Genomic DNA, 20,331 nt, shown 5'->3' with positions numbered 1-20,331 from the left:
GCGCTGCGCGTGCTCCACGTTGACACCTTCCCACACGCCGGCCAAGTCAGCCTCGATCGAGGGAACACCCCTCTCATGACCTATCAGCGACGACGACCGAGACCGGGCAGCCCGCCGCTCACGATCCTGATGCGAGGCAGCTTCGGCACGTAGATCGACTTGGGCTGATCCTTCTCGATGGCTGCCAACCACTCCTCAGCCGAGAGGTACCCCTTCCGCTGCCACGTCGGTACGATCGGCGGCCCGGGCTTGTGGTTCGGATCCCAGAACTCGGGCGGCATCCCGAGCGTGGGCAGCGCAGGCTCTCGAGTTGTATGCGTTCGCCCCGACTTGGCGATCGGCGGCGGCTCGAAGGCATCGACTGCGGGAGAACTGTGGCGGGACAACGACGACCTGTCGCGTCCTGATGGTTGGCAAGCAGCCCTTTGCTGCTCACCGGGGCGAACTTCTTGCACCGAGTGCAAACTGCGCGATTCGTGATTCTTACCTCCAAACGGCCCACCGTGGGGCACTTGAAGGGGATAGAGAATCCCTCAACGAGCACAGAACAGACTTACGACAATGCGTCAGCGCGACACGCCGAGAATGTCGAAAGATCGAACGTCAGCACGTCTACAGAAGAAGGGGTTTTTGGAGGGGTTGCCACTATCCAGCAACGGAAGAGCCCCGGCAGATCTTGTGATCTACCGGGGCTTTATTGGTCGGGATGACAGGATTTGAACCTGCGACCCCCTGACCCCCAGTCAGGTGCGCTACCAAGCTGCGCCACATCCCGATGGCATCCGATTGCTCGGAAGACAACTTGACCATCATAGCGGCATCGGTCGGAGTGCTCGTGCACGCCGGCCACCGAGGTCGCGCCCAGAGAATCCATACCCGCCGCATAGCTCGCACCCCTAGGCTCGACGAGGCCGAACACGGCCGCGTACGCCTGGCGATCCGCGGGCGACATCCGCGAACCGAATCTCCCTGGAGGAATCCCTTGCCGAAAGCCACCACCACCCGCTCCGCGCTGAACATCCCGCTCATCGTGCTGTGGGCCGTCTCCGTCGCGGTCGCCGCGTTCGGGTACTGGTTCCTGCAGGCAGGCAACACCGCGCAGGCCGACTTCTACAACTCCGGAGGTTCCGACTACCTGCGTTTCCTCAACCTGCAGACGCAGAGCACGATCGGCGGATTCCTCCTCGTCGCCGGTGTCATCGGCGTGTTCATCGCGCTCGCGACGCACGCCCGCAACCGCGCCGCGGCCGTCATCGCGGCGACCGCGGCCCCCATCTCCGAGGTCTCCGAGGACGGGGACGAGCTCGACGACGACACGTTCGACGGCACGTATGGTGCGGCCGACGAGCAGCCCCCGGTCGTGGCATCCGCTGCGAGCGAGACCGCGAAGGCCGACCCCGCGGTCACCGAGCCCACGGTCGAGCCTGCCACTGCCGAGCCCGCTGTGACCCCGCCTGCCACCGGCGAGCCCGCCACCAACGGCGCTGCGCGCGCCTGACATCACGAACCCGCGGGCGTTCAGAGGTGGTTGCGCACCTCGTCCACGAACGCCCGCGGGTCGTTCTCCATGCCGTCGAGCTCGCTGCAGCCAAGACGAGCTGTCGGATGCCGCCGCTAACGTGTGAGCCATGCACACCGAAGTGAACGAGGCATCCGTGCCGACCGAATTCCGCATCGTGCCCGCGACAGAGTCGCCGTTCGCCGACGTCGAGGCCGTCTTCGGCACGAAGGGAGACCCCGCGCACTGCTGGTGCCAGTGGTACCTGATTCCGGGCACCGAATGGCGCGGCATCGGCGACGAGGCGCTTCGCGACCGGCTCGCGGCGCAACTGACGGAGCCCGGCCCGGGTCGCGGCCTCATCGCCTACGATGGCGACACCCCGGTGGGCTGGTGCGCAGTGGAACCCCGCGCGAACCTGCCGCGACTGCCGCACAGTCGCATCATCGCGGGCAGCACTCGGCATCCCGACTTCGACGAGGCGGGCATCTGGGCGGTGACGTGCTTCGTCGTGCCGCGGGCGCACCGTAAGCGCGGTGTCGGGCGGGCACTCGCCGAGGCCGCCGTCGAGTTCGCCCGGTCGAACGGCGCCACCCTCGTCGAGGGCTACGCGGTCGATCCCGCCGTACGGGAGAAGACGCCGCCCGATGAGCTGTTCCCCGGCACCGTCACGATGTTCCAGCACGCCGGGTTCACCGAGGTCGCCCGCCCGAAGCCCCACCGCGTCATCATGGAACGCCGGCTGCGCGACTGACGCGCGCATCGCTCACTCCGACCCGTGCCTACGCCGGCCCGTGCCCACGCCCGCGCGCGCTCAATCCGAACTCAGGCTTCCGTGGTGTACTCCCTGCATGGTTCCGGCAGCGCGCGGCATGGGTTCAGGGAACGCGCGATGACGCGTCGTGGGCGGTTCTCCGATTTCTGGTTCCGTGCCCTCTCGCGCACCCACGCCGCGCTCCTGAAGCTGAGCCGATGGCGCCTCGGCGCAGCGATCGTGGGCATGCCGATCGTGCAGCTCCACACGACCGGCAGGCGCAGCGGACGGCCGAGGGCCGTGGTCCTGTCGGCGCCCGTGATCGACGGCGAGCGCGTCGTGCTCGTGGCGTCGAAGGGCGGTGCCGACCGCGACCCCGGCTGGTACCGCAACCTCGTCGCCGACCCGCAGGTCGAGCTCACCATGCACGGAACGACGCGGCCGATGACCGCGAGGACCGCCGACGCCACCGAGCGCGCCGAGCTGTGGCCGAGGGTCGTCGCCGCCTATCGGGGCTATGCGGGCTACCAGCGCCGGACGACCCGCCAGATCCCGCTCGTCATCTGCGAGCCGCACGACTGACAGCAGAGCCGAGCGGCCTCATCGGTCGCTCGATCAGCGAAACGCCCACTCCTGGCCGGCGTCCCGCAGGTCTTCGATCACGGCTGGGAGTTCGTCGAGCCGGCCGGCCGCGCGTCGCTCGGCAGCCTCGGCGAGGCGGGCCAGCAGGCCGACGGGCTCGCCGGCGTGTGCGGCGTGCGCGGCTGCTCGCCGCACGTGTTCGGCGAACAGCACCTCGTCGCGGTGGTCGCCGAGCACGTCGTGCAGGCGCTCACCGACGTGGGCGAGGGCCCGCGCACCGTCGCCGAACAGCGTGACAGGCTCCTCGGTCACGGCTTCCGACGCGTATCGTAGCCGGCGGCCGGCCTTGCGCACGCGGTGCAGCTCCTCCGCGCCGGTGGATGAGTCGATGCGATCGGCGCGCTCGCCGGCCCGTCGCGCCTCCCGCTGCAGCAGGTCGCCGAGCACGTCGACGGCGGGTCCAGAGGCGAGCGACGTGAAGGGCGGAGCGGCGAGGAATGCGGCGAGTGCCGCGCGACGAGCGACAGCACGCGGCATCCGCTGTCGTTCGGCGAAGCGTGCGTGCGCGAGCCGGTGTGCTTCGAGCTCGTCAGCGATGAGCCGCGCCCGCGCCGCGGCGACCTCGGCAGGCGCCGAAGCCGAAGCCGTGTCCGAGACCGAGGCGGCCGCATCGGATGCCTCGGATCCCCGGTTCGCCCCAGACGCCTCCGTCAGCGCGCGCTCCGCGACTTGCACCCGCACCTCGATGTCTCGCACGGTGCCGAGTTCCTTCCCGAACGCCCCGTACGTTCGACGCAGCGCCGCCGCGACCGACGGGTCGAATACCGACGCGTAGACGGCGAGCACGCTCCGGAGCCGCCGCACGTGCGTGCGCAGCTGGTGCACCGCGTCGGGCTCGTCGGCGAGCGACGCCGGTTCGAGCGTGTCGAGTCGTTCGCCGATCGCACGCAAGGCTGCGACGATCGCGGTGCCGGCGTCGAGGTCTGCCTCCGACCCTGCGCTCGACCGCGACATCCGCTCGCCTATCGCTGCCGGCGTTCGCGCACGCGCATGTTGATGACGATCGGCGACCCCTCGAACCCGTAGATCTCACGCAGGCGCCGCTGGATGAACCGGCGGTAGCCGGGGTCGAGGAAGCCGGTGGTGAAGAGCACGAATGTCGGCGGGCGGCTCGCGGCCTGCGTGCCGAACAGGATGCGGGGCTGCTTGCCGCCGCGCACGGGGTGCGGATGCTCCTGCGTGAGCTCGGTGAGGAACGCGTTGAACTTGCCCGTGGCGATGCGGGTGTCCCACGACTCGAGCGCGAGCTCGAGGGCGGGCACGAGCTTCTCGAGGTGACGGCCGGTGCGAGCCGAGATGTTGACCCGCGGCGCCCACGACACATGGTGCAGGTCCTGCTCGATCTCGCGCTCGAGGTAGCGGCGACGGTCGTCGTCGAGGAGGTCCCACTTGTTGTACGCCAGCACGAGGGCTCGGCCCGATTCGAGCACGAGGTCGATGATGCGCACGTCCTGTTCGGAGATCGGCTGCGAGACATCCAGCAGCACGACCGCGACCTCGGCCTTCTCGAGGGCGGCCTGGGTGCGCAGCGAGGCGTAGAAGTCGGCGCCCTGCTGCAAGTGCACGCGACGACGGATGCCGGCGGTGTCGACGAACCGCCAGATCTTGCCGCCGAGCTCGATCTGCTCGTCGACCGGGTCGCGGGTGGTGCCCGCGAGCTCGTTCACGACGACGCGCTCCTCGCCGGCGGCCTTGTTGAGCAGGCTCGACTTGCCGACGTTCGGGCGGCCGAGGATCGCGACCCTGCGAGGGCCGCCGAACTCGTCCTTCGCGACGGCCGACACCTGCGGCAGCACCTTGAAGACCTCTTCGAGCATGTCGGCGACACCGCGCCCGTGGAGCGCCGAGACCGGGTACGGCTCGCCGAGGCCGAGGTTCCAGAGCGCCGTCGCCTCGGGCTCCTGGCGGGCGTCGTCGACCTTGTTCGCCACGAGGAAGACCGGCTTCTTCGTCTTGCGGAGGAGTCGCACGACATGCTCGTCGGTGGATGTCGCGCCGACCGTCGCATCGACGACGAAGAGCACCACGTCGCTGAGGTCGATCGCGACCTCGGCCTGCGCGGCGACCGACGCGTCGATGCCCTTCGCGTCGGGCTCCCAGCCGCCGGTGTCGACGAGCGTGAAGCGGCGGTCGAGGTAGTCGCCCTTGTACGAGACGCGGTCGCGCGTGACGCCCGGGGTGTCTTCGACGACGGCCTCGCGGCGGCCGAGGATGCGGTTCACCAGGGCCGACTTGCCGACGTTCGGCCGGCCGACGATCGCGATGACGGGCAGCGCGGGGAGGTAGCGGATGCCCTCCTCGCCCTCCTCCGAGATCTCGAGCACCTCGAGGTCGTCTTGGTCGAGCTCGTAATCGGAGAGCCCCGACCGAAGGGCGGCGGCGCGCTGTTCGGCGAGGTCGTCGTCGACATCGGCGAGTCGCTCCGCGAGCTCGTCGTCGTCGATGATCGCCTCGTCGTCGTACTCGCCCTGCTGGTCGGTCATGGTGTCTCCTCTGGAAAGTCTGCGGCTCGCGGCCCGGGCTCCCGGCTGCCGGGCCCCGGGATGCCGGCCGCCGAGCGGCTATTCGACGGCCGCGGCGCGAGCGGACTCGATCACGCCGATCACGGCATCGACGGTCTGGTCGAAGTCGAGCTCGGTCGAGTCCACGGTGATCACGCCCTCGGCAGCGGTCATGAAGTCGACGACCTTGGAGTCCGCCGCATCGCGCCGGTGAAGCTGTTCGCCCGCGGCGAGCGCCTGATCGCCGACGAGTTCCGCGGAGCGCCTCGCTATTCTAACCTCCTCCGACGCGGTGAGCAGGATCCGAACCGGGGCATCCGGGGCCACGACGGTCGTGATGTCGCGGCCCTCCACGACGATGCCGGGCGTCTGCTCTGCCGCCATGATGCCGCGGAACAGCTCGATCAGGTGCGTGCGCACCTCGGGCACTCGCGCGACGCGACTCACGACCGCGGAGATCCCGGGGTCGCGAATCGCCGTCGTCACGTCCACGTCGTCGACGTGCACTGCGTAGCCGGCCGGGTCGGTGCCGATGCGGACCGCGAAGCTCGAGAGACACGAGATGACGGATGCCGCGTCATCCGTCTCCACTCCGGATGCCGCCGCGTGCCACGCCAGCGCCCGGTACGCGGCACCCGTGTCGAGGAACCCGAACCCGAGTCGACGCGCGACCGCCTGGGAGACGCTCGACTTGCCGCTGCCGGCCGGACCGTCGACGGCGACGACGAAGGGGTGCACGGGTGATGCGTTCACGTTCAGCCTGCGATCCGCCAGCCGCGCTCGGCCAGCTCGTTCGTGAGTCGATCCGCCGCCTCGGGGAGCACGGCGATCTCGGCGAGGCCGACCTGGCGGCCGGGCGAATGCTCGAGTCTGAGGTCTTCGAGGTTCACGCCGATCTCGCCGATCTCGGCGAGCAGCCGGGCGAGTTCGCCCGGCCGGTCCTCGACCATCACGATGACCGTCGTGAACCGCTTGTCGGTGCCGTGCTTGCCCGGAAGCCGCTCGACGCCGGTGTTGCCGCCGGTGAGCTCCTCGGCCACCCGGCGCCGTGCCCCGGGAGCCGCAGGGTCGGCGAGCGCGTCGATGAAGCGATCGAGGTCGTCGCGGTACGCCACGAGGATGTCGCGCACCGGTACGGCGTTCGCGCCGAGGATCTGCACCCACAGGTCGGCGTCGCTCGCGGCGATGCGGGTCACGTCGCGCACACCCTGTCCGGCGAGCCCGAGCGCCGCATTGGGGGCGTCGATGAGTCGCCGCGCCATAATGCTCGAGACGACCTGGGGCACGTGCGAGATGAGCGCGACGCCGCGGTCGTGGTCTTCGGGCGTCATCTCGACGAGGGTCGCTCCGAGGTCGAGGATGAGGTCGTCGATGGAGCCCGCCCGCTGGTAGGTGATCGCGTCGTGCGCCGCGACGACCCACGGGCGCCCTGCGAAGAGATCGGCGCGAGCGGCGAGCGGCCCCCCGCGCTCGCGTCCGGCGAGCGGGTGCGAGCCGATGTACCTCGAGACGTCGGCGCCGGCCTCGCGCAATGTGTCGAGGATGCCGGCCTTCACGCTCGCGACATCCGTCACGATCGCATCGGGGAATGCCGCCAGCTCGGCGGCGACGACCGACGCAGTCACGTCGGGCGGAACTGCGACGACGATGAGCTGCGGCGCATCGGCCTGCTCGGCAGGGCGGCCGGCGCCGAGATCGACGGCGATCGCGACATGCGTCGGCGACGCGTCGGCGAGGATCACGTCGATGCCCTTCGCCCGGAGGCCGAGCCCGATGCTGGCGCCGAGGAGGCCGACGCCGACGATGCGCACCGGCCCGATCAGGCGTGATTCGGTCACGAGTCCCTTTCGTTCGACCCGGCGTCGCCAAGCCGAGCAGTGTCGGCGGCGCGGGAGATCGTGAGCAATTGGCCGAGTTCCACCTTAGTCAACTCCCGCATGGCTCCCGATCGGAGGGTGCCGAGGTTGAGAGGTCCGAAGCTGCGGCGCACGAGGTCGACGACCGGATGCCCCACGGCGTCGAGCATTCGGCGCACGATGCGGTTGCGGCCGGAGTGCAGGGTGAGTTCGACGATCGAGTGCCGGTCGTCGCCCTGCCGCTGCAGGAGCTTCGCCCGGTCGGCCCTGATCAGCCCGTCCTCGAGCTCGATGCCCTGCTTGAGCTTCTGCAGGGTCTGCGGGGTGATCCTGCCGCGCACCTTGGCGATGTATGTCTTCTCGACGCCGAACGACGGGTGCGCGAGCACATGCGCGAGGTCGCCGTCGTTCGTGAGCAGCAGCAGCCCACTCGTCTCGGCGTCGAGGCGCCCGACGTTGAAGACGCGCTCCTCGAGCTCGTCGGTGAACCGCGTGAGGTCGGGGCGGCCCTGCTCGTCGCGCATCGACGAGACGACGCCGCGCGGCTTGTTCAGCATGTAGTAGCGCTTCGCGGGATCGAGCTGCACGGCGACGCCGTCGACCGCGACGAGGTCGGTCGCGGGATGGATGCGGCTGCCGAGCTCTGCGACGACCCGCCCGTTCACCTCTACTCGCCCCTCGACGATGAGCTGCTCCGAGAGGCGCCGGCTCGCCACACCCGCAGCCGCGAGCACCTTCTGCAGACGCACGCCCTCGGTCGAGTCCGCGCCGCGGTCGTTCGCGTCAGTCAAGGTCGAATCCCTCCTGGCCGTCGTCGAGCAACGGCGAGATGTGCGGCAGCTCGTCGAGCGAGTTGATGCCGAGGTTCGTGAGCAGCAGCCCAGTCGTGCCGTACAGGATCGCACCGGTCTCGGCGTCGGTGTCGACCTCGGTGATGAGCCCGCGACCGAGCAGCGTGCGCACGACCGAGTCGACGTTGACCGCCCGGATCGACGCGATCGACGAGCGCGAGATCGGCTGCTTGTACGCGATCACCGAGAGCGTCTCGAGGGCTGCCTGCGAGAGCCTCGTCGACGACTGGGTGAGCACGAAGTCGGCGACCAGGGCGTCGTACTCGGCACGCACGTAGAAGCGCCAGCCGCCACCGACCTCGCGCAGTTCGAAGCCGCGACGGCGGTGCCCTGAGCTCGTCGAAGGGATGCCGCGTGCCGCGGGCTGCTCGTCGGCGACATCCGTGCGCGGCTCCCCCGACGTGCCCGTGCCGTCGTAGTCGGCCCGAAGCCGCGCGATCGCGGCGCGCACCTCGGCCAGCGGACGCGCCACGGCCGCGGCGAGGTGCACGACGCTCAGCGGTTCGTCCGCGATGAAGAGGATCGCCTCGAGCGCACGGTCGAGGTCCAGTCGCGGCTGCCCCGGCACGTCGAGCGGCGTGACGATCGACAGCTCGGGTCCGGCGCCGCCATCGACCTCGCCCGCGGCATCCGTCTCATTCGTCATAGTCGGCCCCCAGGCTCTCGAGGTTCTCGTCCTGCCACGACTCGGCGGTCCAGCGCAGTGTCAGCTCACCGAGCGGTTCGACCTGCTCGAAGCCGATCGCGGCGTGCCGGTACAGTTCGAGCACGGCGAGGAACCGCGCGACGACCACGCCGGGCTGCCCGATGCCGGCGATGAGCTCGCGGAAGGTCACGGGATCGCCTCGCCGCAGCACGGCCACGACGTGCGCGGCCTGCTCGCGGATCGACACGAGCGGCGCGTGCAGGTGCCCGAGCCCGACGACGGGGATCTCCCGCGGCGTCAGGGCGAGCGTCGCGATCGCCGCGAAGTCCTCGGCGCTGAGCGTCCACCTGAGCTCGGGCTCGCGCTGCCGGAACCGCTCCTCGAGTCGCACGAGCCGCGGATGCCGCGAGGCCTCCACCTCGAGGTGCGACGCGAGCCACCGCGACGCCTCCTTGAACGCGCGGTACTGCAGCAGGCGCGCGAACAGCAGGTCGCGCGCCTCGAGGAGCGCCACGTCCTCGGCGTCGACGAGCTCGCCCTGCGGCAGGAGCCCCGCGACCTTGAGGTCGAGCAGGGTCGCCGCCACCACGAGGAACTCCGACGCGCGATCGAGCTCCTCGGCCGAATCGAGTCCGCGCAGGTACGAGATGAACTCGTCGGTCACCGCCGAGAGCGACACCTCGGTGATGTCGAGCTCGTGCTTCGCGATCAGCGACAGCAGCAGGTCGAACGGGCCCTCGAAGTTCGAGAGGGCGACCCTGAACCCGGTGCCGGATGCCTCGGCTGCCCCGTCATCGACGGCGCCACCATCGACCGGCACCGTCGCGCCGGGCACGCCACCTCCCGCAGCCGGTACGGCCTCAGGCGACCGCGCCACGGAATACCAGCTCCCTCGCGAGCTGCCGGTACGCCCTCGACGCCTGGTGCTCGGGGGCGAACTCGGTGATCGGGGTCGCCGCGACCGTCGCATCGGGGAACTTCACCGTGCGGGTGATGACGGTCTCGAGCACCTTGTCGCCGAACGCGTCGACGACCCGCTCGAGCACCTCGCGCGAGTGCAGCGTGCGTGCGTCGTACATCGTCGCGAGGATGCCGTCGAGCTCGATCGCGGGATTCAGGCGGTCGCGCACCTTGTCGATGGTCTCGATGAGCAGCGCCACGCCCCGCAGCGCGAAGTACTCGCACTCGAGCGGTATCACCACGCCGTGGCTCGCGGTGAGTGCGTTCACGGTGAGGAGCCCGAGCGAGGGCTGACAGTCGATGAGGATCACGTCGTAGTCGGCGGCGACGCGGCGGAGGACGCTCGAGAGGATCTGCTCGCGGGCGACCTCGGTCACGAGGTGCACCTCGGCCGCCGAGAGGTCGATGTTCGCGGGAATGACGTCGAGGTTCTCGACGGCGGTCTTCTGGATCACGTCGGCCGGGTCGAGCTGGCGTGAGAGCAGCAGGTCGTACACCGTCGGCACGTCGTGGGTCTGCACGCCGAGGCCCGCCGAGAGCGCGCCCTGCGGGTCGAAGTCGACGGCGAGCACGCGCCGGCCGTAGTCGGCGAGGGTCGCCCCGAGGTTGATCGTGGTGGTCGTCTTGCCGACGCCGCCCTTCTGGTTGCAGAGCGCGACGATGCGGGCGGGGCCGTGCGAGCGCAGTCGCTTCGGCTCGGGGAACTCGCGGAGGGGACGCCCTGTCGGACCGACCTCGGGAGAGAGCGTTGCGATGCCGTCCGCCGGGTCGTGCGTCTGGTGAGTCACGTGTGGTCTCTCTCCTGCGTCCTGCGAACCTCTGTCGGTGCGAGTGCTTGGTCGATTCTAGCGAGCACGGGGGTGGGCAGCCGTGTACATCTCCCGGAGTGTATCGGCTGTGACCAGCGTGTAGATCTGGGTGGTGGCGACCGAGGCGTGCCCGAGAAGCTCCTGCACGACGCGCACATCGGCTCCGCCCTCGAGCAGGTGGGTCGCGAACGAGTGGCGCAGGGTGTGCGGTGAGACGGATGCCGCGAGCCCGGCCCGCTCGGCCGCGCGATGGATCACGTCCCATGCGGCCTGCCGCGACATCCGCCGCCCCCGGAGCCCGAGAAGCAGGGCGGGCGTCGACGTGCCGCGCGCCGACAGCGCCGGTCTCGCACGCACGAGGTACGCGTCGATGGCCCGTCGCGCATACGAACCGAGCGGCACGATCCGCTGCTTGCCGCCCTTGCCGAGCAGGCGCACGACCTCGTCGTCGACGAGGTCGTCGACGTTCAGCGACACGGCCTCGGAGACGCGCGCGCCCGTCGCGTAGAGGAGTTCGAGCAGCGCGGTGTCGCGGAGTTCGTGCAGCTCCTCACCGCCGACGGCCGCGATGAGCGCCTCGACCTCCTCGACGGGGATGGCCTTCGGCAGTCGCATCGGCAGCTTCGGCGGGCGCAGCTCGCGCGAGACATCCGCTGCGATGGCCCCCTCCTCGGCGAGGAAGCGGTGCAGGCCGCGCACGGCGGAGAGCACGCGTGCGATCGACGAGGTCGCGAGCGGCGGCTGTCGTTCGGCGCCGAGGAAGCGCATGAAGTCGGCGAGATCCTGCTCGCGCACCGCGCCCAGGCCGTCGAAGCCGCCTGCGGCGAGCCAGTCGGCGTAGATGCCGAGGTCGCGCCGGTACGACGCGACCGTGTTGCGGGCGAGGCCGCGTTCCACCGAGAGGTGCCGCAGGTACCCCTCCACGGACGCGGTGGGGGTCATCGCGGTGCAGGCTCTTCGCGGGGTCGGGAGCGACCCGGCCACGCGGCATCCGCAGGACCGAGGGTCTGCCAGCCGCGTGCCCGTGCGGCGTTTGCCGCGAGCACGCCCATGGCGAGCGACGGGTTCTGCACTCGTCGGGCGAGCACCGCGTCGACGCACTCGTCGAGGTCGACCCAGCGGGTCTCCATGTGCGCCTCCTCGGCCTCGCGGTCGAACGCCTCGCTCGTGGGCGTGAGACCGCGGGCGAGGAAGATGCGGATCGCCTCGTCGCTGCCGCCCGGCGTCGTGAAGTAGTCACTCAGCACGGCCCACTCGGATGCCTCGAGGTCGCCCTCCTCGGCGAGCTCCCGCCGCGCCGCCACTACGGGATCCTCATCGGCGACGTCGAGGAGTCCGGCGGGGATCTCCCAGTCGCGCGAGCGAACCGGATGCCGGTACTGCCGGATGACGAACACCCGATCGGCCTCATCGAGGGCGAGCACGGCGACCGCGCCGGGGTGGTCGACGTACTCGCGCACGAGCGACTGGCCGCCGAGTTCGAAGGTGTCGCGACGGATGTCCCAGATGCGTCCTTCGAACACGCGCTCGCTCGCGATCAGCGGGAGCCCGACGGGGTCGTCGGCGAGGGGCCCGACCGGCTCGCGGGGCTCGAGATGTTCTACAGGCTCAGCCATTGGCGACGTCGAACAGCAGGCTCGCCTGCTGCCGCTCGAGCGCCGCCCCGACGAGTCCGCGGAACAGGGGGTGCGCGTGCCGCGGGCGGCTGCGGAGTTCGGGGTGGGCCTGCGTGCCGACGTAGAACGGGTGCACGTCGCGCGGGAGTTCGACGAACTCGACGAGGTGACGATCGGGCGACATGCCCGAGAACACCAGGCCGGCCTCGGCGATGCGGTCGCGGTAGGAGTTGTTGACCTCGTAGCGGTGGCGATGGCGCTCGGAGACCTCGGTGGCCCCGTAGAGCTCAGCGGTGATCGATCCCTCGTCGAGCTTCGCCGGGTAGAGGCCGAGGCGCATGGTGCCGCCGAGGTCGCCGCCCGCGATGATCTCGACCTGCTCCTCCATCGTCGCGATGACCGGGAACGCGGTGTCGGGATCGAACTCGCTCGAGGAGGCGCCGTCGAGCCCTGCGACGTTGCGCGAGTACTCGATGACCATGCACTGCAGGCCGAGGCAGAGACCGAGCGCCGGGAGGCCGTTCTCGCGGGCGAACCGCAGGGCGCCGAGCTTGCCCTCGATGCCGCGCACGCCGAACCCGCCGGGCACGCAGATGCCGTCGAGGCCTGCAAGATGCTTCTGCGCGCCCTCGGGCGTGCGGCACTCATCGGACGGGATCCACTCGATGTCGACCTTCGTGTCGTTCGCGAAGCCGCCGGCTCGGAGCGCCTCGGTCACCGACAGGTAGGCGTCGGGGAGGTCGATGTACTTGCCGACGAGCCCGATCGTGACCTCGTGCTTGGGCTCGTGCACGACGTCGAGCAGCGCGCTCCAGCCCGACCAGTCGACGTCGGCCGCCCGCCCATCGAGGCCGAGCGCGTCGATGATGTACGCGTCGAGGCCCTGGTCGTGCAGCATGGTGGGGATGTCGTAGATCGAGGGAACGTCGACGGCGTTCACGACGGCGCCCTCGTCGACGTCGCACATGAGGGCGATCTTGCGCTTGTTCGCGTCCGTCACGGGGCGGTCGCTGCGCAGCACGAGCGCGTCGGGCTGGATGCCGATCGAGCGCAGCGTGGCCACGGAGTGCTGCGTCGGCTTCGTCTTCTGCTCACCCGACGCGCCCATGAACGGCACGAGCGAGACGTGCACGAAGAAGACGTTCTTGCGGCCGAGCTCGTGGCGCACCTGACGCGCGGACTCGATGAACGGCTGCGACTCGATGTCGCCGACGGTTCCGCCGATCTCGGTGATGATGACGTCGGGTTTGGGAGTCTCGGTCGACTGCAGCCGCATGCGGCGCTTGATCTCGTCGGTGATGTGCGGGATGACCTGCACGGTGTCGCCGAGGTACTCGCCGCGGCGCTCCTTGGCGATCACGGTCGAGTAGATCTGGCCGGTGGTGACGTTGGCGGCCTGGCTGAGGTTGATGTCGAGGAACCGCTCGTAGTGACCGATGTCGAGGTCGGTCTCAGCGCCGTCGTCGGTCACGAAGACCTCGCCGTGCTGGAACGGGTTCATCGTGCCCGGGTCGACGTTGAGGTATGGATCGAGCTTCTGCATGGCCACTCTGAGGCCCCTGGCCGTCAGGAGGTTGCCGAGACTCGCCGCCGTGAGTCCCTTGCCCAACGAGGAGACGACACCACCGGTCACGAAGATGTGCTTGGTCTCGCCGCCCGAAGGCTCAGGGTTCGAAATGTCTGCGCTCGAAAGCGCTCTGCCGCGTTCATCCACCACGGGCTTATAGTCTAAGCCACGATCGCCGTCATCCACGCCGACATGCCCCACGCGAGCCTCCTCCTGATCCTCATCCGGCATCGGATCGACGCCGCTCCATGACGGCCGAGGGCCGCCGCCGTCACGCAGCCCGGTCGGATGCGATCTCCAGCAGTTCCCGGGCGTGTGCCAGGCCGCTCTCGGAGTCGGTGAGGCCCGAGAGGAGCCTCGCCATCTCGGCCTCCCGCTCGCGACCCGCGAGCTGTCTGACGCTCGACGACGTCACCTGCCCGTCGGTCCCCTTCACGACGCTGAGGTGGTTCGACGCGAACGCCGCGACCTGGGCGAGGTGTGTCACCACGATCACCTGCGAGCGCTCGGCGAGCCGCGCGAGGCGCCGGCCGATCTCGATCGCGGCGGCGCCGCCGACGCCCGCGTCGACCTCGTCGAACACGAAGGTCGGCACGGGGTCGCTGCCGGCGATGACGACCTCGATCGCGAGCATCACGCGCGAGAGCTCGCCGCCGGATGCCCCGCGCGAGACGGGCCGCGGCTCGGTGCCCGGGTGCGGCTGCAGCAGGATCGCGACCTGATCGCGCCCGTGCGCCGTGGGCTCGTGCTCGGCGTCGATGCTCACGCTCAGCCGCGCGTCGGGCATCGCGAGTGCGCCGAGCTCGGCGGTCACGGCCGCGGCGAGGTGCTCGGCCGCGTCGGTGCGGAGTTCGGTGAGCCGGCCCGCGAGGCGGTCGACGTCGCCTGCCAGTCGGGCGACGGATGCCTCGAGCACCTCGATGCGCTCGTCGTCGCCGTCGAGCTCGATCAGCCTGAGCCCGCCCGTGCGCCGGAACTCCAGCACCTCGTCGAGCGTGCCGCCGTGTCGGCGCACGAGTGAGGTGAGCAGCGCACGGCGTTCCTGCACGACCTCGAGTTCGCGGACGCCGTCGGCGTCGAGCCCCGCGAGGTAGCCCGCCAGCTCGGTCGCGGCATCCGCCAGCAGGAAGCCGGCGCTCCGCAGCGCTTCGGCCATCGGTGCAAGCTCCGCGTCATGGTCGATGACGCGCTCGACGTGGCGGCGGGCGCTGTCGACGAGGGCGATGGCGTCCGGCGCGCCGTCGGTGAGGTCTTCGGCAGAGACGAGCGCCCGTGCCTGCGCCGCGGCGATGCGCAGGTCTTCGAGGTTCGAGAGCCGGTCGGCGCGCTCGGCGAGTTCGACGTCTTCGCCGGGCCGGGGGTCGGCCGCCTCCACCTCGTCGAGCGCCTCGCGGAGCTCCTGGGCCTCCCGGGCGCGGGCATCGTGCGCCTCGCGGAGTCGATCGAGCTCGGCAGAGTCGGCGCGCCACGCGTCGAACGCCTCGCGATAGTCGGCCATGACCGCCTGCAGCGGTGCTCCGGCGAACCGGTCGAGCGCTTCACGCTGGGCGACGGCAGATCGCAGCCGTTGCTGGTCGGCCTGACCGTGCACGACGACGAGCTCGTCGCCGAGCTCTGCGAGCACGCCGACGGGCGCGCTCCGGCCGCCGACGACCGCGCGGCTCCGCCCCTCTGCCGAGACCGATCTGCCGAGGAGCAGCTCGCCCGCCTCGACCTCGCCGCCGGTCTCGGCCACCCGCTCTGCGATGGCGCCGTCGTCTGGCACGAGCCAGCGGCCCTCGACCCACGCCTGCCTCGCACCCGAGCGCACGGCGCCGGTATCGGCGCGCGCACCGAGCAGCAGCCCGAGCGCGGTCACGACCATCGTCTTGCCGGCACCGGTCTCACCGGTGACCGCGGTGAAGCCCGCGCTGAGCGGCAGGGTGGCTTCGGCGATCACGCCGAGGTCGCGAATGCCGAGTTCTTCAATCATGGCCGCCCCCCTCACTCACGGCCCACGGGCCCTCGCCAGCCCGTGACGGGCAACTGGAACTTGTTCACCAACCGGTCGGTGAACGGCGCCTCGTGGAGCCGTGCCAGGCGGACCGGCACGGGCGACTTCCGTACGACGACGCGCGCGCCGGGCGGGAGGTCGAAGGTACGGCGGCCGTCGCACCAGATGACCGCCGCCGTCTCGGTGCGATGCAGGATCTCGACCGCGAGCGACGATTCGGGGCCGACGACCAGCGGGCGTGCGAAGAGCGCGTGCGCGCTGAGCGGCACGAGCAGCAACGCCTCGAGGCTCGGCCACACCACGGGGCCGCCGGCCGAGAACGAGTAGGCGGTAGAGCCCGTGGGCGTCGACATCACGATGCCGTCGCACCCGAACGACGAGAGCGGCCGTCGATCGACCTCCACGACGACCTCGAGCATGCGCTCGCGCTCGGCCTTCTCGACGCTGGCCTCGTTGAGCGCCCAGCTCTCGTAGACGACCTCGTCGCCGACCTTCGCGCGCACCGAGAGCGTCATGCGCTCCTCGACGGCGTAGTCGCGGGCGAGCGCACGGGCCACGGTGTAACCGAGATCGTCGCGCTCGCTCTCTGCGAGGAACCCGACGTGACCGAGGTTCACGCCGAGGAGGGCGACCGGGATGTCGCGGGTGAGCTCGGCGGCGCGCAGGATCGTGCCGTCGCCGCCGAGCACGATCACGAGCTCGATGACGTGCGGATCGACCTCCTCGAAACGCTTCACCGCACCGTCGAGCTCGGGCACGAAGGCGTGCACCTCGTCCCAGTGCTCGGCGGCGATCACGGGAATTCCGCCGGCGGCGAGCAGCTGCGAGCACACCTCGCCCGTCGCCTCGAGCGCGGACTGGCGGCCGGTGTGGGAGACCACGAGGAAGTGCCGTGGGTCGTTCACGCGTTCGCGCCTCCTGCCAGTTGCTCCACCCGACGCATCCATTCTGTCGGATTCACGCCGCGCGACGCGCTGAGATGCACGAGGTACTCGCGGTTGCCGTGACTGCCGGCGATTGGGGAGGACAGGACGCCCGCGGTGCCCAGCTCGAGGTCGAATGCCGCCCAGAGCACGTTCGCGACCGCTTCCGACCGCAGTGCCGCATCGCGGACGACGCCCTCTCGCACGCCGCCGCGTCCGACCTCGAACTGCGGCTTCACGAGCAGCACGAACTCGGCGTCATCTGCCGCGGTGGCTCGGAGCGCGGGCAGCACGGTCGTGAGCGAGATGAACGAGAGGTCTGCGGTCACAAGCGACGGCGGCTCCGAGACGCCCGTGAGCGCCGCGAGCGAGCCGCGGTCGAGGTTCCGCACGTTGCAGCCCTCGACGAGCACGAGCCGGGCAGCGCCGACCAACTCGAGGGCGAGCTGACCGTGCCCCACGTCGACCGCGAGTACCGTGCGTGCTCCCCGTTCGAGCAGCACTTGGCTGAATCCGCCGGTCGATGCGCCGGCGTCGAGCACCACCCGCTCTGCGGGGTCGACCGCGAATCCATCGAGCGCGGCGATGAGCTTGTGCGCCGCGCGGCTCACATAGTGGTCGGATGCCGCGACCTCGATCTCGGCCGCGTCGCCGACCTTGAGCGCCGGCTTCACCGCGGGTCGCCCGTCGACCGTGACGACACCTGCCGCGATGAGCGTCGCGGCATGGGTGCGCGAACGCGCGAGGCCGCGCGCGGCGAGGGCGGCATCGAGCCGCTGCTCGGGCATCGTCAACTCGAACCGCGCGACGGGTCGGAATGCTCGAGCTCGGTGCGCAGCCGGTCGGCGAGCTCCTGGTATCGGGGCGCGCGCTCGGCGAGCGGTCTCGATTCGATATCGCCGAGCTCGGCGATCGTGTCGGCGGATGCCGCGCCGACCGCCTGCTCGGAGTCGGGCGCGCCCGCGGCATCCGTCGAATCGCTCACCTCGGCAGGCTCGGCCGCATCGGCCGTGGGGGGCTCCTCGTCAGTGCTCACCCGACCACGCTACCCCGACCGACGACGCCGGTGGAGGTGACGAGCGAGGCGCCGCTCGGCAAGGCGCGCGTTCAGGAGTACAGCCGTGCCGGCACGTCGAGCGCGTGGATGGCCGTGCCAGAGCTCCAGATCGCCGCACAGGCCGCGCGAAGCAGGTCGAGGCCGCCGTCGCCGTCCGCGAGGATCTCGACGCGGTTGCCCTCGACGCGCACCCGCGCGCCGCCGACCTGCATTGCTCCGCCTCGCACCGGTTCGACGGCCGGGTACGTCTCATGGAGGCCGCGAAGGTCGCCGAGGATGAAGTCGGGCCGGCTCTTCGCATCGGCCGCGAGCAGCTGCTTCGCACGGTCGATCCCGGTGAGCACCACGGCGCTCGCCATGCCCGCCCGGTTCGCACCGAGGATGTCGGTGTCGAGACGATCGCCGACGACCAACGGCCGATCGGCGCCGAACCGACGCTTCGCCTCCTCGAAGATCGGCGTCTCGGGCTTTCCCGCGACGACCGGGAACCGTCCGACCGCAGTATGCACGGCGGAGACGAGGGTGCCGTTGCCGGGCGCGATGCCGCGCGCCACGGGGATGGTCCAGTCCATGTTGGTGGCGATCCACGGGATGCCGGACCCCGCGGCATCCGGGCCGCCGTTCGCGTTCAGCGCGAACGACGCCTCGGCCAGCTCGCGCCAGCCCACCTCGGGGGCGAACCCCTGCACGACGGCCGCCGGACCGTCGTCGGCCGACCGCGTGACCCGGTAGCCGCGCTTCTCGAGTTCGGAGACGATGCCCTCGCCGCCGACGACGAAGACGAGCGCACCGTGCTCCACCCTCTCCTCGAGCAGCCTCATCGCCGCCTGTGGCGAGGTCACCACGTCGTCGGGCACGACCTCGAGCCCGAGCTCGGCGAGGTGACGGGCGACGGATGCATCGCTTCGCGAGGCGTTGTTCGTGATGTACCCGACCGCCCGGTCGCCCTTCGTACGGTTGAGGCTCTCCACCGCGTGCGGAATAGAGCCGGGGCCGGCGTAGACGACGCCGTCGAGGTCGGCGAACACTGCGTCGATCCCGTCGAGCGGCGTCGACGCGTCTCTCCTCGCGCGGAACGGGCTCATCGAGCGGGTCCTCGTTCCCCTTCGTCGTCGCCCTCGGATGCCGCGGCGCCCTGCTGTTCGAGGGTCTCGCCCTCGGCGAGCACCGCAGCGACGTCGTCCTCGAGCACGGCGCCCGGGTCGTCGACGTCGTCGGCGAGCTCGAGTGCGGCGATCGGCCCACTCGATTCGGATGCCTCGGGCTCGTCGCTTCCCTCGACCTCGACCTCGAAGATCTCCACGAGCTCCGCTTCGGCGGGTCCGGCGAGCGCCTCTTCGGCCCGAGCTGCGCGGGCCCGCCAGGGCGCGGCGTCCGCAGTCCGGCCGAGCTCCTCGAGCACCTCGGCGTACGCGGAGAACAGCGCCGGGCTGTACGAGAACGCGCGATCGGGATCGAGCTGCGGAATCTCGAGCTCCGCGAGGGCGAGCTCGGGCTGGTTCAGGTCGAGCCGTGCGCCCGACATCGCGATGGCGAGGCCGACCTGCACGGCGGCGGGAAGCTCGGCGCGGTCGACGGCGCGACCGACCTCGAGTGCCCGGTCGGGACGCCCGACGCCACGCTCGCTGTCGACCATGAGCGGCAGCTGGTCGTTGCTGCCCGAGATGCGTCGGTACGTGCGGAGCTCGCGTAGCGCGAGGCCGAAGTCGCCTGTGGCGTACGCCGTGATGGCGAGCGTCTCCCGCACGACCGCGATGCGGCCGGCGCGGCGTGCGGCCGACAACGCATGCCGATGCGCGAGTCCGGGCTCGTCATCGAGCAGCTCGGATGCCGCCACGAGATGCCGCGCGACCCAGTCGGCGTTGTCCTTGCTCAGCGTCTTGAGTTCGGCGCGGGCGCCCTTGTCGAGATCGCGCGCCTCGATGCGCTCGGGAATCTCGGGGTCGTCATGACGCGGGCGCACCGCGAGATCGGCAGCGCCGTGAGTCTCACGGGGCTCGTCGCGCTGTGTCGGGCGCGCATCCGGGCGTCCACCCCTGGCACCGCCGCGACGGTGATCGCTCCCACGGCCGGCGCCGCCGTACGGACGCTTCGCATCCCGATCACCATACGGACGCTTCGCATCCCGATCACCATACGGACGCTTCGCATCCCGATCACCATACGGACGCTTCGCATCCCGATCACCATACGGACGCTTCGCATCCCGATCACCATACGGCCGCTTCGCATCCCGATCACCGTACGATCGCCTCTCACCACCGCCCGTGTGCGGACGCTTCGCATCCCGGTCACCGTGAGGTCGCCTCGACGAGCGCTCCCCGCGTGACCGTCCAGCAGGTGCGCCGCGACCGCCACCCTGCGATCGCTCACCCGCCCGCTCATTCCGCTTCGGCCGATCCCGGTTGTCGGCGTCGTCCTTGGAATCGCTCACGATTGTCCCGTCGTGTGTGGAGTCCTCATCGGACTCAACCGTACTGCGGCCGACCTTGCAGCGGCCCGTTAAACGAGAAATGGCCACCCGCCAGCGCTCGCAATCGAGCACGGTGGGTGGCCACTCCTCAATGAATGTCCGGCGGTGTCCTACTCTCCCACAGGGTCGCCCCTGCAGTACCATCGGCGCTGCGAGTCTTAGCTTCCGGGTTCGGAATGTGTCCG

Annotated in this window: 21 protein-coding genes, 1 tRNA gene and 1 rRNA gene; 3 read left to right on the top strand and 20 right to left on the bottom strand. The window is 70.6% G+C overall.

What is annotated here, in order from left to right:
- Positions 1 to 83: 83 nt before the first annotated feature.
- Positions 84 to 281 (bottom strand): hypothetical protein, encoded by a 198-nt coding sequence (locus tag ACFWN7_RS16995; RefSeq protein ID WP_376940045.1) that lies wholly within the window; start codon positions 279 to 281, stop codon positions 84 to 86.
- Positions 282 to 698: 417 nt separating this feature from the next.
- Positions 699 to 775, bottom strand: a tRNA-Pro gene (locus tag ACFWN7_RS16990).
- A 207-nt stretch (positions 776 to 982) separates the two neighbouring features.
- On the opposite strand from ACFWN7_RS16990, the gene ACFWN7_RS16985 reads away from it, so the two are divergent.
- The 3 genes from ACFWN7_RS16985 (at position 983) to ACFWN7_RS16975 (ending at position 2,834) form a co-directional block, all read left to right on the top strand.
- Positions 983 to 1,498 carry a hypothetical protein gene (locus tag ACFWN7_RS16985; protein ID WP_376940044.1) on the top strand — a complete coding sequence of 172 codons (516 nt, stop codon included), beginning with the start codon at positions 983 to 985 and terminating at the stop codon, positions 1,496 to 1,498.
- 130 nt (positions 1,499 to 1,628) lie between these two features.
- Positions 1,629 to 2,252, top strand: coding sequence for a GNAT family N-acetyltransferase (locus ACFWN7_RS16980; RefSeq protein WP_376940043.1), 624 nt, complete (start codon positions 1,629 to 1,631; stop codon positions 2,250 to 2,252).
- A gap of 138 nt (positions 2,253 to 2,390) precedes the next feature.
- On the top strand, positions 2,391 to 2,834 hold the full coding sequence (locus ACFWN7_RS16975; RefSeq protein WP_376940042.1) for a nitroreductase/quinone reductase family protein: 444 nt from the start codon (positions 2,391 to 2,393) through the stop codon (positions 2,832 to 2,834).
- Between the two features lie 33 nt (positions 2,835 to 2,867).
- Here ACFWN7_RS16975 and ACFWN7_RS16970 read toward each other — a convergent pair whose 3' ends face one another.
- From ACFWN7_RS16970 to rrf, 18 genes are all read right to left on the bottom strand, one after another.
- Positions 2,868 to 3,848 (bottom strand): CHAD domain-containing protein, encoded by a 981-nt coding sequence (locus tag ACFWN7_RS16970; protein WP_376940041.1) that lies wholly within the window; start codon positions 3,846 to 3,848, stop codon positions 2,868 to 2,870.
- An 8-nt stretch (positions 3,849 to 3,856) separates the two neighbouring features.
- Positions 3,857 to 5,377 carry a ribosome biogenesis GTPase Der gene (gene der, locus ACFWN7_RS16965; RefSeq protein ID WP_376940040.1) on the bottom strand — a complete coding sequence of 507 codons (1,521 nt, stop codon included), beginning with the start codon at positions 5,375 to 5,377 and terminating at the stop codon, positions 3,857 to 3,859.
- A 78-nt stretch (positions 5,378 to 5,455) separates the two neighbouring features.
- Complete coding sequence (cmk, locus tag ACFWN7_RS16960; protein WP_376940039.1) at positions 5,456 to 6,148, bottom strand: (d)CMP kinase; 693 nt, start codon at positions 6,146 to 6,148, stop codon at positions 5,456 to 5,458.
- A 2-nt stretch (positions 6,149 to 6,150) separates the two neighbouring features.
- On the bottom strand, positions 6,151 to 7,233 hold the full coding sequence (locus tag ACFWN7_RS16955; RefSeq protein WP_376940038.1) for a prephenate dehydrogenase: 1,083 nt from the start codon (positions 7,231 to 7,233) through the stop codon (positions 6,151 to 6,153).
- Positions 7,230 to 8,042 carry a pseudouridine synthase gene (locus ACFWN7_RS16950; RefSeq protein ID WP_376940037.1) on the bottom strand — a complete coding sequence of 271 codons (813 nt, stop codon included), beginning with the start codon at positions 8,040 to 8,042 and terminating at the stop codon, positions 7,230 to 7,232. The genes ACFWN7_RS16955 and ACFWN7_RS16950 overlap by 4 nt, the downstream gene beginning before the upstream one ends.
- Positions 8,035 to 8,748, bottom strand: coding sequence for an SMC-Scp complex subunit ScpB (locus ACFWN7_RS16945; protein WP_376940036.1), 714 nt, complete (start codon positions 8,746 to 8,748; stop codon positions 8,035 to 8,037). Before ACFWN7_RS16945 ends, ACFWN7_RS16950 begins: the two co-directional genes overlap by 8 nt.
- Complete coding sequence (locus ACFWN7_RS16940) at positions 8,738 to 9,583, bottom strand: segregation and condensation protein A (RefSeq protein WP_376940035.1); 846 nt, start codon at positions 9,581 to 9,583, stop codon at positions 8,738 to 8,740. Before ACFWN7_RS16940 ends, ACFWN7_RS16945 begins: the two co-directional genes overlap by 11 nt.
- A 25-nt stretch (positions 9,584 to 9,608) precedes the next feature.
- Positions 9,609 to 10,496, bottom strand: a complete 888-nt coding sequence (locus ACFWN7_RS16935) for a ParA family protein (protein ID WP_376940034.1) — start codon at positions 10,494 to 10,496, stop codon at positions 9,609 to 9,611.
- Between the two features lie 57 nt (positions 10,497 to 10,553).
- The gene (xerD, locus tag ACFWN7_RS16930; RefSeq protein ID WP_376940033.1) at positions 10,554 to 11,459 is read right to left on the bottom strand and encodes a site-specific tyrosine recombinase XerD; all 906 of its coding nucleotides are present in this window, start codon (positions 11,457 to 11,459) and stop codon (positions 10,554 to 10,556) included.
- Complete coding sequence (locus ACFWN7_RS16925; RefSeq protein ID WP_376940032.1) at positions 11,456 to 12,133, bottom strand: NUDIX domain-containing protein; 678 nt, start codon at positions 12,131 to 12,133, stop codon at positions 11,456 to 11,458. The genes xerD and ACFWN7_RS16925 overlap by 4 nt, the downstream gene beginning before the upstream one ends.
- Complete coding sequence (locus ACFWN7_RS16920; protein WP_376940031.1) at positions 12,126 to 13,931, bottom strand: CTP synthase; 1,806 nt, start codon at positions 13,929 to 13,931, stop codon at positions 12,126 to 12,128. Before ACFWN7_RS16920 ends, ACFWN7_RS16925 begins: the two co-directional genes overlap by 8 nt.
- Positions 13,932 to 13,971: 40 nt before the next feature.
- Entirely contained in the window at positions 13,972 to 15,672 is a 1,701-nt protein-coding gene (gene recN, locus ACFWN7_RS16915; protein WP_376940030.1) for a DNA repair protein RecN, read from the bottom strand.
- 11 nt (positions 15,673 to 15,683) lie between these two features.
- Entirely contained in the window at positions 15,684 to 16,640 is a 957-nt protein-coding gene (locus ACFWN7_RS16910) for an NAD kinase (RefSeq protein ID WP_376940029.1), read from the bottom strand.
- Complete coding sequence (locus ACFWN7_RS16905) at positions 16,595 to 17,404, bottom strand: TlyA family RNA methyltransferase (protein ID WP_376940028.1); 810 nt, start codon at positions 17,402 to 17,404, stop codon at positions 16,595 to 16,597. Before ACFWN7_RS16905 ends, ACFWN7_RS16910 begins: the two co-directional genes overlap by 46 nt.
- Positions 17,405 to 17,406: 2 nt before the next feature.
- Positions 17,407 to 17,652 carry a hypothetical protein gene (locus ACFWN7_RS16900; RefSeq protein ID WP_376940027.1) on the bottom strand — a complete coding sequence of 82 codons (246 nt, stop codon included), beginning with the start codon at positions 17,650 to 17,652 and terminating at the stop codon, positions 17,407 to 17,409.
- A gap of 71 nt (positions 17,653 to 17,723) precedes the next feature.
- A complete protein-coding gene (locus ACFWN7_RS16895; protein WP_376940026.1) occupies positions 17,724 to 18,758 on the bottom strand; it encodes an HAD-IIA family hydrolase in 1,035 nt (344 codons plus the stop codon).
- A complete protein-coding gene (locus ACFWN7_RS16890; protein ID WP_376940025.1) occupies positions 18,755 to 19,636 on the bottom strand; it encodes a hypothetical protein in 882 nt (293 codons plus the stop codon). The genes ACFWN7_RS16895 and ACFWN7_RS16890 overlap by 4 nt, the downstream gene beginning before the upstream one ends.
- Positions 19,637 to 20,243: 607 nt before the next feature.
- Positions 20,244 to 20,331: ribosomal RNA gene (gene rrf / locus ACFWN7_RS16885) — 5S ribosomal RNA — on the bottom strand; the annotation flags it as partial.

Origin of the sequence: Agromyces sp. NPDC058484 (genome assembly GCF_042720415.1) — a bacterium.
GTDB lineage: Bacteria > Actinomycetota > Actinomycetes > Actinomycetales > Microbacteriaceae > Agromyces.
This window is presented reverse-complemented; position numbering and strand designations above follow the sequence as displayed.